A 13,024-nucleotide genomic window follows, 5' to 3' on the forward strand; every position below is an offset into this window, starting at 1 on the left:
TTCCATGACGACGCTATTCACCAAGATCATTCGCGGCGAGATCCCTGCCGAAAAAATCCTTGAAGATGAGCAGTACTTGGCCTTTCTCGACATTCGTCCGATTCGCCCCGGACACACCTTGGTCATCCCGAAAGTCGAGCACGACTACATCTTCACCCTCGATGACCCCACCCTGGCAGGACTGTTGCCCTTTGCCAAGCGGGTGGTTCCAGCCTTGGAAAAGGTCACCGGCTGTCTGCGGGTGGGGGTCATGGTCGCTGGTCTGGAGGTGCCGCACACCCATGTGCATCTGGTCCCGATGACCGCCATCAGCGACCTGAACTTTGCCCTGGCGCGCGATAGTAGTGCGGCAGAGCGGGCCGCCATCGCAGGCGAGATCCGCACCGCCCTGGCGGGCTGAGATGGCTTGGCTGTTGGCCTTGCTCCTGCTGCTTGCCGCGCCGCCTAGCTGGGCGCGGGAGCATCGGGATTGTCCGGCGCAGGTCGACATCAATCATGCCGATGCCCCTACCCTGCGTTGTCTGCGTGGAGTGGGGGAAAAACGCGCGGCGGCCGTGATCGCCTATCGTGACGCCCATGGGCCATTTACCGGCCCCATGGGAGTGGCAGCGGTGCTCGGGGAAAAACTCGCCCTGCACCTGCGCTCCCGTTTGCAGATTGGCCATTAAAGAAAAACGATGTCGTACTGCTCCTGGGTGTAGGTGCTCTCGGCCTGGACCTTGATCGGCCGGCCAATGAACTCTTCCAACGCCGCAAGACTGGTGCTTTCTTCGTCCAGGAGCTTATCTACTACCTGCGGTGAGGCCAGGACGATGAAGCGCTCTGCTGGGTAGGCGCGCGTTTCTCGAACAATCTCCCGTAGGATCTCATAACACAGGGTCTCGGCGGTTTTCAGAAAACCCCGCCCTTGGCAGTACGGACAGGGTTCGCAGAGGATCTGGCGCAGGCTCTCTCGGGTGCGCTTGCGCGTCATTTCCACCAGCCCCAGGGCGGAGATCTGGGTGATGCTGCAGCGGGTGCGGTCGCTTTGCAGTGCCTTTTCCAGCGTGCGGTGCACGCGCCGTTTGTGCTCCTCGTTCTCCATATCGATGAAATCGATGATCACCATGCCACCAATGTTGCGCAGACGCAGTTGCCGTGCAATGGCGGCGGCGGCCTCGAGATTGGTCTTGAGGATGGTCTCTTCCTGGTTGCGGCGACCGACAAAGGCGCCGGTATTGACGTCAACCGTGGTCAGGGCCTCGGTCTGATCAATGATCAGGTACGCACCCGACTTGAGAGTGACGCGGCTTTGCAACGCATGTTCTATCTCGTCCTCGACATTGTAGAGGTCGAAGATTGGACGTTCACCGGCATAGTGTTCGATCCGCTCGGTGACCTCGGGCACCACTTCCCGGCAGAATTGTCGAGCGGCTTCGAAGGCCTCGCGGCTATCGATCCGAACCCGCTGGATATCATCGGACATCACGTCGCGCATCACGCGTAGGGCAAGGTTGAGATCTTCGTGGATGATTTGCGGGGCACGGCTTTGTCCAAGCTCTTCCTGCACGTTTTGCCAGAGGCGTTGCAGGAATTTCAGATCGCTACGGAAATCGTCGGCATCGACACCTTCGGCCAGGGTTCGGATGATGAAGCCACCGCTCTCTTCTTCGGGCAGGAGAGACTTCAGCAGATCCTTCAGGCGACTGCGTTCCTCGGGGGAGTCGATGCGACTGGAGACGCCAATCCGTGGCGAGAAGGGCATGTAGACCAGGTAGCGCCCGGGTAAGGTGACGCGGGTCGAGAGGCGCGCGCCCTTGCTGCCCAGGGGATCCTTGATGACCTGTACGAGGATTTCCTGCCCTTCGTGCAGCAGTGTCGAGACGCTGCGCAGATCGTGCAGGCTGATCGTGCGGCTCTCGATGTCGGTTTCCCCTTCCTGCAGCAGTTCCTCTTCATTTTCCGCCCCCTGGATATCTGCCGCATGCAAAAAAGCGGTGCGCTCCAGGCCCACATCGATGAACGCCGCCTGCATGCCGGGCAGCACCCGCCGCACGATGCCCTTGTAGATGTTGCCAACAAGCCCCCGATGACCGCTGCGCTCAACCTGCAGTTCCTGGAGTACCCCATTGTCCACCAAGGCGACGCGAATTTCCTGCGGGGTAACATTGATCAGCAATTCTTCACTCATAAGCACTCGCCAATTGGGGCGGGGGAAGGCCGAGGCGGGTAAGCAGGGCCGAGGTCTCGGCCAACGGCAAACCCATCACCGCCGAGTAGGAACCCCGCAGGCCGCGGACGAAGACGGCGCCAAGCCCCTGAATGGCATAAGCCCCGGCCTTGTCCAGGGGCTCACCGCTGGCCCAATAGGCGCGCGCTTCGGCAGTGGACAGGGGACGCAGGAAGACGGCATTGCGCGACAGGATTTGTTGTACCTGGACGCCATCTACAACGGCAACGGCGGTAAGGACTTGGTGCCAACGGCCAGCCAAGGCATGGTAGGTGGCCTCGGCCCCCGCGCAATCCGCCGGCTTGCCGAAGACCTGATCGTCCAGGCAGACCACGGTATCGGCGCCGAGCACGAGGGCGTTTTCGGCCGCTCGTGTGGCGGCCAGTGCCTTCTCCCGGGCCAGGCGCCGGACCAGTTGTACTGGCGATTCCCCCGCCTGTCGCCCTTCATCAATGGCCGTAGGCCGCAGTTCCGGGCGGTATCCCAGCCGCGCAAGAAGTTCTTGTCGGCGCGGAGAGGCCGACGCCAGTACCAGCTTGGGCATGGTGTTACGAGCCGTTGGCCAAGAGGATCTGGGCCATGCCGCTGGCGACCCCGGAGCCGGAAGCCAAGGCCAGGCGCGAGTCCGGAACGCCAGCTTGGCGGAGACTTTGCAGAATGGCTTCGGCCCGTTGGGTGGCCAGATTGAGCCCTCCCGGTTGCGCCGAAACCCGCACCAGAATTTGCGTTGCGGAAATCCCCTTTAGCGTACCGGCAACCGCGCGCAGACGCTGGCGACCATTGGCGGACAGCGTCTGATCGCTGGTGAACAGGGCCGACACCGGCATGTTGAGCTCCGTGCCATACTGCCCCTGGCGCAAGGAACCATAAGCCGCCAATGCTTGAGTGGGGGTAGAGGGGACCGCAGTGGGTGCCGCGCTACTCGGGGGGATACTGGGCGTGCTGGTGCTTGGCGCGGTGCTGGGTTGCATCGCTGCCAGGCTCTGCTCTTCCTGTTGCAGGGTTTGCTTTTGCTCTTGAATTTCCTGCGCCAGGCGAGAGCTGCGCGCGTTTTGCATGGTATGGCTCGCCAATTGCTGCTGTAGGCGCGCGTACTCCGCCTGGAGGGCCTGATATCGCTGATTCAATGCTGTGAGTTCATGAGTCAGGCGTTCCTTTTCCTGCCCGCCCGTTTGCCCGCTCTGAGCCTGTCGCAGGCCCTGCAGGCGCGCTGCGAGAATCGCCTTGTCGACCGCAAAGAGGGGCGGATTGACCTGATCCGCGGTCATTTGCTGCAGATCCCGTTGCAGGCTGGCGGACTGTTGGGGACTTAGGCGGTGCGTCTTTTGCAGGTTCTGCACTTGCGCATAGGCCTGTTGCAAGGCTGTTGTCGTGGCTACGTCGGCCCAGGCCAACGCGGGCAGGAGGAGAAGGGGCGCGGCGAGCAGGCTGCGGCGGATCATTGCTTCATCTCCTGTAGTTGCGCGCGGGTGGCGGCAATCTTTTCCTGCAGACGGGCAATGCGGCCCTGCAGATCCCGAATCTGCCCTTTCAGCTGCTGGTTTTGCTCCGTTGCGGGATTTTGGTCCAGGTGTTGCTGGATATTGTCGAGACGAATTCGGGCCAGATCCGTTTGCCGCTCGGCATAGAGATAATCGCCGCGATTCTGCGCGCTCTGCGCCGCCGCCAGGGCCTGCCGTGCCGGCTCCAGCTGTTTATTAGAGACCTGTGGTGAAAGAGAGAAGATGTGAATCCGCGCCGCCTGTACCGCAATCGCATTACTACTGCTTTGCTGTGGGGTCGGGGTGACCATCTGGGCGCAGGCACTGAGCCCCAGGCTAAGACTGATGAGTAGCCCCAACCGCGCTGCCACACGTTGATACGATTTCACCATCCACTCTCCTCTCCGCCACGGTGATAGGGTAATCCAGCGCGGATACTCCAAGCGCGATACAACTGTTCCGCCAAGACCACGCGCACCACGGGATGGGCCAGGGTCAGGGCCGATAACGACCAGCGCCAATGCGGCCGCAGGCTCGGATCAATCCCGTCTGGACCCCCGATCCACAGGGTTACGTCCTGGTGATCGTTGATCCAAGTATCCATTTTCTGCGCCAGTTCGGCGCTGTGCAAGCTCCGGCCCTGCACCTCCAAGGCCACGATTTCACTATCTTTGAGGCTGCTGGCCAGCAGTCGTTCGCCTTCTTCCCGGCGCCAGCGCGCAGGGTCCTGCTGACGTCCGCGCTTGGCCAGCGGCAGACTTCGCCATTCGAGCTGTAGCGGTGCCGGAATCCGCCGGCGATACTCTTCCACGGCACTGTCCACCCATTCCGGCATCCGGGTGCCCAGGGCGAGCACCAGCAGGCGCATCCCTAGCCCTCGTTGTGGCGAACCTTGGGCAGTTCGCCCCAGAGCCGTTCGATCTGGTAGAAATCGCGCGTTTCGGGACGCATCAGGTGTACCACCACATCGCCCAGATCCACCAGCACCCAGTCGGTTCCCGACGCCCCTTCCTTGCCCAACGGGCGGACCCCTGCCGCACGGGCCTTCTCGATGACCGCATCGGCGAGCGCACGCAGTTGCCGATCAGAATTGCCCGAGGCAATGATCAAATAGTCGGTAATGTCGGTCTGTTGCCGAACGTCGATGCTTTGGATGTCGATGGCCTTGTGTTCATCAAGGGCGGCGATACTCAGATCGCGCAGGCTTTCTGGTGTGTTGGGCAAGATTTTCGGTCCTCCAGTTCAGGGTTCGTGGTAGAGCTGATGTTGCTGAATATAGTCTAGGACGGCATTGGGCAACAGAAAGCGCGCGCTGCGGCCCGCGGCAAGCAGGCTACGAATATGGCTGGCAGAGATCTCCAGCGCGGTAACGGTGTGAAAGGCAATTCTTCCGGCGGCCAGGCCCTTCAGTTGTCCGAGTTCTTCGACGCGGCGTTGGTACAAGACCTGGCGCAAGGCTTCCGGGAGTTCTGCCATGGGCCAGCCGGGGCGGCCAATCACCACCAGGTGGGTGAGTTTCAGGATCTGTTCCCATTCGCGCCAGGTATCGAAGCGTAAAAAGGCATCCATACCGATCACCATGGCCAGGAACCCTTCGGGATCCCGTCGGCGCAGCTCGCGCACGGTGTCGATGGTGTAGGAGGGGCCGCTCTTTTCCACTTCGAAGGGAAGCACCTGCAGCCCTGGTGCTTGGGCTGCGGCGACCCGGGTCATGGCCAGACGGTGCTGAGCTGGCGCCCAGGGGCTGCCGCGATGCGGCGGATCACCCGCCGGAATCAGGGTCGCCTGCTCCATGCCCAAGGCCTCGCGCACCTCTTCCAAGGCACGTAGATGGCCATAGTGGATAGGATCGAAGGTGCCGCCCAGAAACAGACCCGTTTTCTGCATGCTTGCAGTGTAGAGGATGCTGTGGGCAGGAGAAAAGGGGAGGCGTCTTTCCAAACGCCACAGTTGTCGCGCGGACTGCCTGATACGGCAGCTTCGTCAGTCAAGCGTCCAGTCTACTGTGGCAGATATCGGTCGAAGTCGAGCGCGCCATGAAACACGCCGAGAATTTCGATCATGTCCGCATCGGCGCGATGCAGGTAGGCAATGCGGCAAGGTTGTACTACCTGCAAGCCGGGATTGCGACCCATTGAGGTATCCTGGCAATAGTGGACAGGCCAGTTTCAAGCGGCCGCCCGTGTGAAAGACTGTGCGAACACAGTGGGGGCCAGATAGCCAATCCGTGAATGCCGGCGTTGGCGGTGAAGCATTTCATTTTTCAGGCTGCCCCAGAAGCTTGATCTACCCTGGTTCCCGGGTACACCTCATTTGTGAGCCAGGCTGAACCGACATCTGTAGAAGGTCCCGCCTGGATGGAAAAGCTGATCAGATAAAAGCTAATGAGAATCGTTATTGACTGGAAAAGGACGATCCGTCATAGTCGCAGCGTCTGATCTGAATAGAGCGTTTCATGAAGACCCGTATTCTCCCGTTTCTGACTTTCTTCCTCAGCAGCCCCAGCTTCGCTGCGGCTTTGCCCGGACCAGAGGCGGATTCCCCCGTTCTGGACCAGAATGGCCTCTCGCCGCGCTATCTCACCGATTACCAGCACATCGGTCAGGGCATCTCTTGGTCAGCCCATGCCGATACAGAACTCTTTGCCAATCTTGCCGGCGGGATTCGGACCGGCGCGGCCAATACCACAGCCGGCCAGATCGGTCTGCAGTGGGATTCGGGCAAGGCGGGTTTTTGGCGCGGCGGCCAGTTTACGAGCTCGGCTTTTGGCATTTATAGCTCTGCGGAGGACACGGCGTACAGCGGGGATCTACAAACAGCCAGCAACATCTACGCGCCTTCCGCTGTCCGCCTCTACGAACTCAATTACCGCCAGCAGTGGGCGAAGGGGTTGGCCACGCGCATCGGCTACACCGACTTCAATCTCTATTTCGACGTTGCCAGCAACGCCCTGCAATTACTCAACGGCTCTTTTGGTTTGGATGCCAGTTTGGCCGGTAACGTGCCAGCGCTTCCCACCTATCCCTACTCCGGCTTGGGCTTCATCGTTCATGGCTACGGCCAGTACTGGAGCAGTAAGGCGGGCATTTTTCGGGGAGATGCGGTGTACCAATTTCGGGGCGTCTTTGACCGAGGCAATTTCGCCATTTGGGAGGGCGCCCTGCATTGGGGGCAGGAGGACGACGAAGCCCGCGATGATGACACCGACGAATATGGGCAGTATGTGTTTAAGCTAGGCGCGTGGTACTACCGTCAGCCGCGTACCCCCGCCTTTGATTTGAGCCACTCGACCCATGGCATCTATGGCATTGTAGAAGCCCACTGGCAGCTTGCTGGTGCGGAGTTGGCACCCTTCCTGCAGTGGGGCAAAGCCTTTGGTACAGAAAACCTGGTTCCCTGGTACCTTGGGGTGGGGGCACGGCTCAGTCATTTTCTGCCGGGACGTCCCGATGATGCCTTGTCCCTGGGCATGGCCCGGGCAGCATTGCGCAGCGGGGTGGTGGCCGCGGGTTTTGAGGATGAAGCACAAATTCCGGCCGTCTATCCGGCGGAGACCAGCTATGAGCTGACGTACGTCGCCAAAGTCAACGAGTGGCTGAGTGTACAGCCTGATCTTCAGAACATCACGCACCCCAGTGGTGTTTATCGGAATGCCACCGTCGCTTTGCTGCGCCTGCACTTGGAGTTTTTCTAGGATGCCCTTGCGTGGCAGAGAGGCGCACTCCCTTTGCTTGACAGCCAGGGCCGCCCTTCTGACAATAGTGCAACCAAGTTGCATTTATGGAGAATGCCGCAATGTCCGTTTTTCTTCGTCATTTCCTCAGTGTCGGCCTGGCCTGCTCCGCTTTGCTTGCGATCGGGGCCCATGCCGCGACCACCGTCCGTGCCGTCGGCGTGGAAAATGAATATGCCAATGTCATCAGCCAGATTGGTGGCCCTTACGTGCAGGTACGCGCCATCGAAAGCAATCCCAATACCGACCCGCATACCTTCGAGGCCAGCCCGGCCATCGCCCGCGAAGTGGCGGCGGCGCAATTGGTGGTGCGCAACGGTTTGGGCTACGACACCTGGGCCAAGAAGATTCTGGCCGCCAATCCGAATGCGGCGCGCCAGGTCATTGTGGTGCAAGATCTGCTTGGTTTGCCCTCCAGCACACCCAACCCGCACCTCTGGTATAAGCCAGAGACTATGCCCAAGGTTGCGGCCGCAGTGGCGGAGGCATTAGGTGCCATGATGCCGGAGCATCGTGCCTATTTTGCCGCCCAGGTGAAGACCTTTGATGCCTCCTTACAGCCCTGGCTGCAGGGTTTGTCAGCGTTCCGCAAGGAATATCCCCATACCCGCGTGGCGGTGACCGAACCCGTTGCCGACTATATGTTGGAGGCGGCTGGCTGTGCGATCAAAACGCCCTGGAGTCTTCAGGCCGCGATCATGAATGGTACCGATCCAGCGCCTCAGGATGTGAGTATTCAGAATGCCTTGTTGGCCCAGCGCCAAGTCAAGGTCTTTATATATAATCAGCAGGTTACCGACAGTTTGACGCAATCCTTTCTGGCCACAGCGAAAGAGGCAAAGGTTCCGGTGGTTGGCGTCTATGAAACCATGCCCACGGGTTATGACTATCAACGCTGGATGATGGCAGAGCTCAATGCCCTGCGTGTAGCCGTAAGCAAGGGACTGTCGACCACCGTCCTGCATTGATAGCGCTTTGGTGCCTTGCCAGGGGCGCCGCCAGTCACTAGGCTCCACAATTTGATTCTGTGGGGCCTTTGGTATGTCCACTTTGCCACCTGACTGGTTTCCTTCTTGGTCTGCGGTGATCCACGATCACCTGTGGGCCTGGGCTAATCATCTCCTGGCTGCGGTTCTGATCCTCGTGCTCGGCATCTGGTTGGCGCGCCGGCTGGGGCGTCTGACTGCCCGTACCTTGGAGCGAGTGCATCACGACCTCACCATCGCGCGCTTCCTCGAATCCCTGATCAAGATCGCCTTATATATTGTCGTCGCCATTGCGGTCTTGGGACAGCTGGGGGTGCAGACGACCTCTTTGTTGGCCATGCTCGGCGCCGCAGGTTTGGCCATTGGTTTGGCCTTACAGAAGTCGCTGGCCGATTTTGCAGCGGGGGTTCTGCTCTTGATTCTGCGCCCCTATCGTGTGGGCGACTTTATCGACGTGGCGGGGGTGAGCGGAACCGTGGAGCGCATCCATCTATTCCAGAGCGTTATCAACAGTCCCGACAACCGTCAGCTCTATGTGCCCAACAGCAAGGTCCTCGGGGATGTGCTGAGTAATAGTTCGGTCCATGATCATAGACGCATTGATCTGGTCCTTACCCTCGCTTTGTCGGCAGACCTGCAGCAGACCAAGCAAGTGCTGGCGGAGCTCGTGGCCGCTGACGACCGGGTTCTGCAGGAACCGGCGCCAGCGATCGGCGTGCAGGATCTGACCGAGCTCGGGGTGCAAGTCTATCTCCGTCCTTGGGTGCAGAGCGGCGATTACGCCAATACCCGCAGTGATCTCCTCGAGGCGATCAAGTTGCGCTTTGATGCCGAGGGCATACCCCTTGCCCAGCGTTTGCCCAGCGCCCTGACGATATGAGTGCTGCGCGTCTGGATTCCGCGCTGGCAACGGTGATTGCTGCGCTGTTGCGGTTGCTGGCCCACGCACCACGCTCCGTGCGCGTTTGGGCCGGCAATCGTCTGGGAAATCTGGCGCGCCTGCTGGTGCCCCGTGGGCGCAGGGTGGCGCGTACCAATATTGGGCTGGCCTTTCCCGAACTCAGCCCAAAACAACGCAGGGCACTCCTCTACCGACACTTTCGCCAGCTCGGCCAGGCCTTTGTCGAGTTGGGACCTCTCTGGTTTTGGCCCCTGCCACAGAGCCTCGACCTGATCCGCTCCGTGCGCGGCGGGGACGCCGTGGATACCGCTTTGCAGCAAGGAAAAGGCGTGATTCTCTTCACCGCGCACTTGGGGGCGTGGGAGGCGGCGGTGCAATACATCGGCCAACGTTGGCCAGTGACGGTGCTCTACATGCCCACCCGCAACCCGGCCATCAACGCGCAGATGGTGGCCGGGCGGGGACGCAGTGGCGCGCGTTTGCTGACCAAGGAAGGTGGCATTCGCGGCCTGTTGCAGACTCTGCAGCGGGGGGAGGTGGTCGGCGTGCTGCCGGATCAGAATGTTGATCCTCGCGAGGGGGTTTTCGCTCCGTTCTTCGGCCGACCCGCCTGTACGACTCCACTCCTGGCACGGCTGGCACAGCGGCGCGGCAGCCCGGTCTTTGGCCTGTTTGCCTATCGTTTACCCGCCGGGCGGGGCTTTGAGATCGAGATCATTCCTTTGCCAGAGAGCTTTCCCTGCGGCGACGATGCGCTCGATGCGGCGACCATGAACGCCGCATTGGAGAGCGCCATCCGCCAAGCGCCCGAGCAGTACTGGTGGGTCCATCGACGGTACAAGGATCCCGCTCCAGGCTGGGATTACCCCTATTGACGAGCTCTTGAAAATCTGCAGACCGGTCCCCAATTCTGGGACAGGTCAGCGAGGGCCAATTTGTCAAGAGGAGATTAATCATGAGTCAGGAAAAGGCTGTCAGTCATCAATCCGTGCGCGTTACCGATCCGGTGGAGCAAATTTTTGATGCCGTATTGCCGGGGTTCTTCCGCCCCGTGCAGGGTGGCGGTGCGTCGCCGCGGCCCAGTGTTGCCCACATCGACGTCATCGACCGGGACAATGAAATTGTGGTCAAGGCGGAAGTGGCAGGGGTCGACAAGGATAAGCTGGATATTCAGGTGCATGGCAACCAGGTGTACATCAGTGGTGCCAAGGAAGAGGACAGCAGCAAGGAAGAGGGCAAGTATATCTATCGTGAGCGGCGCTACGGCGAGTTCGCTCGTACCATCCAACTGCCGGTGGATGTCGATGCCAGTCAGAGCAAGGCGGCGTACAAAGATGGGGTATTGGAATTGACGCTACCCAAGGCCGAATCGGCCAAGCGCCGTAAGATCACCGTCGAATAAGACGCGTCGTAATGAGCAAGGGGGCATCTGCCCCCTTATTCAATCGTCGACCCGTAGGCTCTTTTCGCCGGAGCTCGTTTGGCCGCGATTATTGCGCCAACGTACCTTGATCAGACCACTCTTCTCTGCACGCAGAGGCACTGCCAGTTGGGGATTGGGGCTGATCATGCTGGACCAGTCAAAATGACAGAAGGTCTTGCCATCAAAATCCACTGCGACCTCTTCAATGAAGATTTTCTCACTCTCGGCAGATTGGTTTTGGCTGGGATGCAAGATCAAGGCACGAATCTCGATGACTTCGCCCTTCTTCGCCCGCGCAGGCAAATCGATCAACACCTCGCCAAAACGCCGCGTCAGTTGGCTGCCCATATTCGCCAGGACACTCACTTTGCTTCTCCTTTCTTCAGCAGGCGCACCGATTCTGCCTTGGCTGCGAAGATATCGCCGCGATTGCTTTGGGCAATGACCCGCACGGAACTATCCTGCAGGACCTTGATGCGTTGATAGCAGGCGGCCCTACCGTTGGCCGGGCTGCAGTGGAAGATGCTGACCAGGGGGGTCGGGTTCCGATCGACTAGTACAACAATGCGCGCAATATAATCGTCATCGGTCATGGGGTGATCCACCAGCACCGAGATCGGTACGGTGAGGGCATCGTCGACCTCGGTGGGAACGCGTACATGAATGCGATCCGATTCCGTCAGCTCGCGCATCTGAAAGAGATCCTGCAAGACCTGGTCGACGCTGGTCGCGGCGAAGGGCTGTGCTGGCCAGTCCAGCGCATTGGCAGCGAGGGCAATGCGCGTACCGATGATCGACGCCCCCAGAGCGAGGCTGCTGCCCATCGCGCTCAAGCGCAGGAAATCTCTTTTGTGCATGTTTGTTCTCCGGCGATTGCTATCGCTCTACAGAATAGTCGAGAAGGGCAACGCTGACAAAAGCGGGACTATTTGCCAATGCAGAAGCGGGAGAAAATTTCGCCCAAAATATCTTCCACGTCGACCACCCCAGTGACGAGGCCCAAGGCCGCGGCGGCCTCGCGCAGCTCTTGCGCGAGGAGTTCCTCGCCGCCCTCCTGGCGCACGTGGTGCAGGGCCTCCTGCAGATGGCGTTCAGCCTCTTCCAGGGCGAGGACATGGCGCTGCCGAGCCGACCAGCCGCTATCATCGCTGCCCAGCAGCCGTTGCTGCAGATGACTACGCAAGTTTGAGAGTCCGATGCCTTGGGCCGCGGATAGACACAAGCTGGGCAGACCGAGCTCGGGGGGGGCGAAATCCGGGACGAGATCGATCTTGTTCCACACCAAGGTGCAACGCTCGCGGTCGAGCTCTGCCAGCAGAGCCTGATCTTCTGCTTGCCAGCCCTGACTGGCATCGAGGAGCAGAAGCAGCTCCTCCGCGCTCTCCAGTAGGGCTCGACTGCGCCGCATGCCCTCCTGCTCGATCGGGTCGTTGCTGTCGCGCAGGCCAGCGGTGTCGAGCAGTTCCAGCGGCAGGCCCGCCAGTTCGAGTTCTTCGCGCAGGATATCGCGGGTGGTGCCCGGGATCGGGGTGACGATGGCGCTGTCCCGCCCGGCGAGGGCATTGAGCAGACTCGACTTACCAACGTTGGGGCGGCCAATAAGGAGAATCCGTGCACCACGGGCCAGACGTGCGCCGGCACGACTCTGGGCGAGGGTCGCGCTGAGATCCTCCTGTAGATGTTGCAGCTGCGCTGTCAGCGCTTCCCAATGCGCTTCGCCCAAGTCCTCTTCGCTGAAGTCGAGACCAGCCTCGGCAAGGGCAAGCGCCTGGAGAATGCCGATGCGCAGGGCATCGATAGCGGCGGAAAACTGCCCTTCCAGGCTGGCCAGGGCGGCGCGCGCCTGCGCCTGACTGCGGGCGTGGATCAGGTCCGCCACGGCTTCCGCCTGGGCGAGGTCCAGCCGGCCGTGAAGAAAGGCCCGCTCGCTGAACTCGCCGGCACGGGCAGGTCGTGCCCCCAGGCGCACCGCATGTTCGAGCAGTAAACCCAGGACGAGTGGGCTGCCGTGCCCTTGAAGTTCCACCACGTCCTCGCCGGTGTAGCTGTGCGGCGCCGGAAAATAGAGGGCTATGCCGTGGTCTATTTTTTCTGCTGGCGCCTGAAAGAACTGGCGCAAATAGGCGTGGCGTGGGCGCCATTGCTGCCCTGCTGGCAAGGCACAGAGGGCGTTGGCGATGGGCAAGGCGTCGGGTCCGGAAAGACGCAGAATGCCAATGCCGCCTGCGCCGGGGGGCGTGGCGATGGCGACGATGCTGTCGCCGAGCTGGTAGCGCCCATGGCGCGCCACC

General features: G+C 60.8%; 18 protein-coding genes. 7 read left to right on the forward strand and 11 right to left on the reverse strand.

Annotated elements, in window-relative coordinates; genetic code table 11:
• The first annotated feature begins 4 nt into the window (after positions 1 to 4).
• Together M5D89_RS02365 and M5D89_RS02370 are read left to right on the forward strand one after the other, a co-directional pair.
• The gene (locus M5D89_RS02365) at positions 5 to 400 is read left to right on the forward strand and encodes an HIT family protein (RefSeq protein WP_248884132.1); all 396 of its coding nucleotides are present in this window, start codon (positions 5 to 7) and stop codon (positions 398 to 400) included.
• Position 401: 1 nt separating this feature from the next.
• On the forward strand, positions 402 to 668 hold the full coding sequence (locus tag M5D89_RS02370) for a ComEA family DNA-binding protein (RefSeq protein WP_248884133.1): 267 nt from the start codon (positions 402 to 404) through the stop codon (positions 666 to 668).
• Here M5D89_RS02370 and rng read toward each other — a convergent pair.
• The 8 genes from rng to M5D89_RS14200 all read right to left on the reverse strand — a co-directional run bounded on the left by rng (position 665) and on the right by M5D89_RS14200 (position 5,825).
• Positions 665 to 2,170, reverse strand: a complete 1,506-nt coding sequence (gene rng / locus M5D89_RS02375; protein ID WP_248884134.1) for a ribonuclease G — start codon at positions 2,168 to 2,170, stop codon at positions 665 to 667. The two genes, M5D89_RS02370 and rng, sit on opposite strands and share 4 nt — an antisense overlap.
• Entirely contained in the window at positions 2,163 to 2,753 is a 591-nt protein-coding gene (locus M5D89_RS02380; RefSeq protein WP_248884135.1) for a Maf family protein, read from the reverse strand. Before M5D89_RS02380 ends, rng begins: the two co-directional genes overlap by 8 nt.
• Positions 2,754 to 2,757: 4 nt before the next feature.
• Entirely contained in the window at positions 2,758 to 3,651 is an 894-nt protein-coding gene (locus tag M5D89_RS02385) for an OmpA family protein (protein WP_248884136.1), read from the reverse strand.
• Positions 3,648 to 4,082 carry a hypothetical protein gene (locus tag M5D89_RS02390; RefSeq protein WP_248884137.1) on the reverse strand — a complete coding sequence of 145 codons (435 nt, stop codon included), beginning with the start codon at positions 4,080 to 4,082 and terminating at the stop codon, positions 3,648 to 3,650. Before M5D89_RS02390 ends, M5D89_RS02385 begins: the two co-directional genes overlap by 4 nt.
• Positions 4,076 to 4,558 carry a 23S rRNA (pseudouridine(1915)-N(3))-methyltransferase RlmH gene (gene rlmH / locus M5D89_RS02395; protein ID WP_248884139.1) on the reverse strand — a complete coding sequence of 161 codons (483 nt, stop codon included), beginning with the start codon at positions 4,556 to 4,558 and terminating at the stop codon, positions 4,076 to 4,078. The genes M5D89_RS02390 and rlmH overlap by 7 nt, the downstream gene beginning before the upstream one ends.
• A 2-nt stretch (positions 4,559 to 4,560) precedes the next feature.
• Positions 4,561 to 4,914: a ribosome silencing factor gene (gene rsfS / locus M5D89_RS02400; protein WP_248884140.1), complete on the reverse strand. Its 354-nt coding sequence runs from the start codon at positions 4,912 to 4,914 to the stop codon at positions 4,561 to 4,563.
• 18 nt (positions 4,915 to 4,932) lie between these two features.
• Complete coding sequence (nadD, locus tag M5D89_RS02405) at positions 4,933 to 5,577, reverse strand: nicotinate-nucleotide adenylyltransferase (RefSeq protein WP_248886421.1); 645 nt, start codon at positions 5,575 to 5,577, stop codon at positions 4,933 to 4,935.
• 113 nt (positions 5,578 to 5,690) lie between these two features.
• Positions 5,691 to 5,825 (reverse strand): hypothetical protein, encoded by a 135-nt coding sequence (locus M5D89_RS14200; protein ID WP_283102941.1) that lies wholly within the window; start codon positions 5,823 to 5,825, stop codon positions 5,691 to 5,693.
• Between the two features lie 320 nt (positions 5,826 to 6,145).
• Between M5D89_RS14200 and M5D89_RS02410 the strand changes: the two genes are divergently transcribed.
• From M5D89_RS02410 to M5D89_RS02430, 5 genes are all read left to right on the forward strand, one after another.
• Complete coding sequence (locus M5D89_RS02410; protein ID WP_248884142.1) at positions 6,146 to 7,384, forward strand: carbohydrate porin; 1,239 nt, start codon at positions 6,146 to 6,148, stop codon at positions 7,382 to 7,384.
• A 101-nt stretch (positions 7,385 to 7,485) separates the two neighbouring features.
• Positions 7,486 to 8,391 (forward strand): metal ABC transporter solute-binding protein, Zn/Mn family, encoded by a 906-nt coding sequence (locus M5D89_RS02415; protein WP_248884144.1) that lies wholly within the window; start codon positions 7,486 to 7,488, stop codon positions 8,389 to 8,391.
• Positions 8,392 to 8,464: 73 nt separating this feature from the next.
• Entirely contained in the window at positions 8,465 to 9,289 is an 825-nt protein-coding gene (locus M5D89_RS02420; RefSeq protein WP_248884146.1) for a mechanosensitive ion channel family protein, read from the forward strand.
• Complete coding sequence (locus M5D89_RS02425; protein ID WP_248884148.1) at positions 9,286 to 10,185, forward strand: lysophospholipid acyltransferase family protein; 900 nt, start codon at positions 9,286 to 9,288, stop codon at positions 10,183 to 10,185. The genes M5D89_RS02420 and M5D89_RS02425 overlap by 4 nt, the downstream gene beginning before the upstream one ends.
• 80 nt (positions 10,186 to 10,265) lie before the next feature.
• Positions 10,266 to 10,712 carry an Hsp20/alpha crystallin family protein gene (locus tag M5D89_RS02430; RefSeq protein ID WP_248884149.1) on the forward strand — a complete coding sequence of 149 codons (447 nt, stop codon included), beginning with the start codon at positions 10,266 to 10,268 and terminating at the stop codon, positions 10,710 to 10,712.
• Positions 10,713 to 10,751: 39 nt separating this feature from the next.
• Here M5D89_RS02430 and M5D89_RS02435 read toward each other — a convergent pair whose 3' ends face one another.
• The 3 genes from M5D89_RS02435 to mnmE form a co-directional block, all read right to left on the reverse strand.
• Positions 10,752 to 11,099 carry a thiosulfate oxidation carrier complex protein SoxZ gene (locus M5D89_RS02435; protein ID WP_248884151.1) on the reverse strand — a complete coding sequence of 116 codons (348 nt, stop codon included), beginning with the start codon at positions 11,097 to 11,099 and terminating at the stop codon, positions 10,752 to 10,754.
• Positions 11,096 to 11,590: a thiosulfate oxidation carrier protein SoxY gene (locus tag M5D89_RS02440; RefSeq protein WP_248884153.1), complete on the reverse strand. Its 495-nt coding sequence runs from the start codon at positions 11,588 to 11,590 to the stop codon at positions 11,096 to 11,098. Before M5D89_RS02440 ends, M5D89_RS02435 begins: the two co-directional genes overlap by 4 nt.
• A 68-nt stretch (positions 11,591 to 11,658) precedes the next feature.
• Positions 11,659 to 13,023 carry a tRNA uridine-5-carboxymethylaminomethyl(34) synthesis GTPase MnmE gene (gene mnmE / locus M5D89_RS02445; protein ID WP_248884154.1) on the reverse strand — a complete coding sequence of 455 codons (1,365 nt, stop codon included), beginning with the start codon at positions 13,021 to 13,023 and terminating at the stop codon, positions 11,659 to 11,661.
• Position 13,024: the final 1 nt, after the last annotated feature.

It is taken from the genome of Acidithiobacillus acidisediminis (genome assembly GCF_023277115.1).
Lineage (GTDB): Bacteria > Pseudomonadota > Gammaproteobacteria > Acidithiobacillales > Acidithiobacillaceae > Igneacidithiobacillus > Igneacidithiobacillus acidisediminis.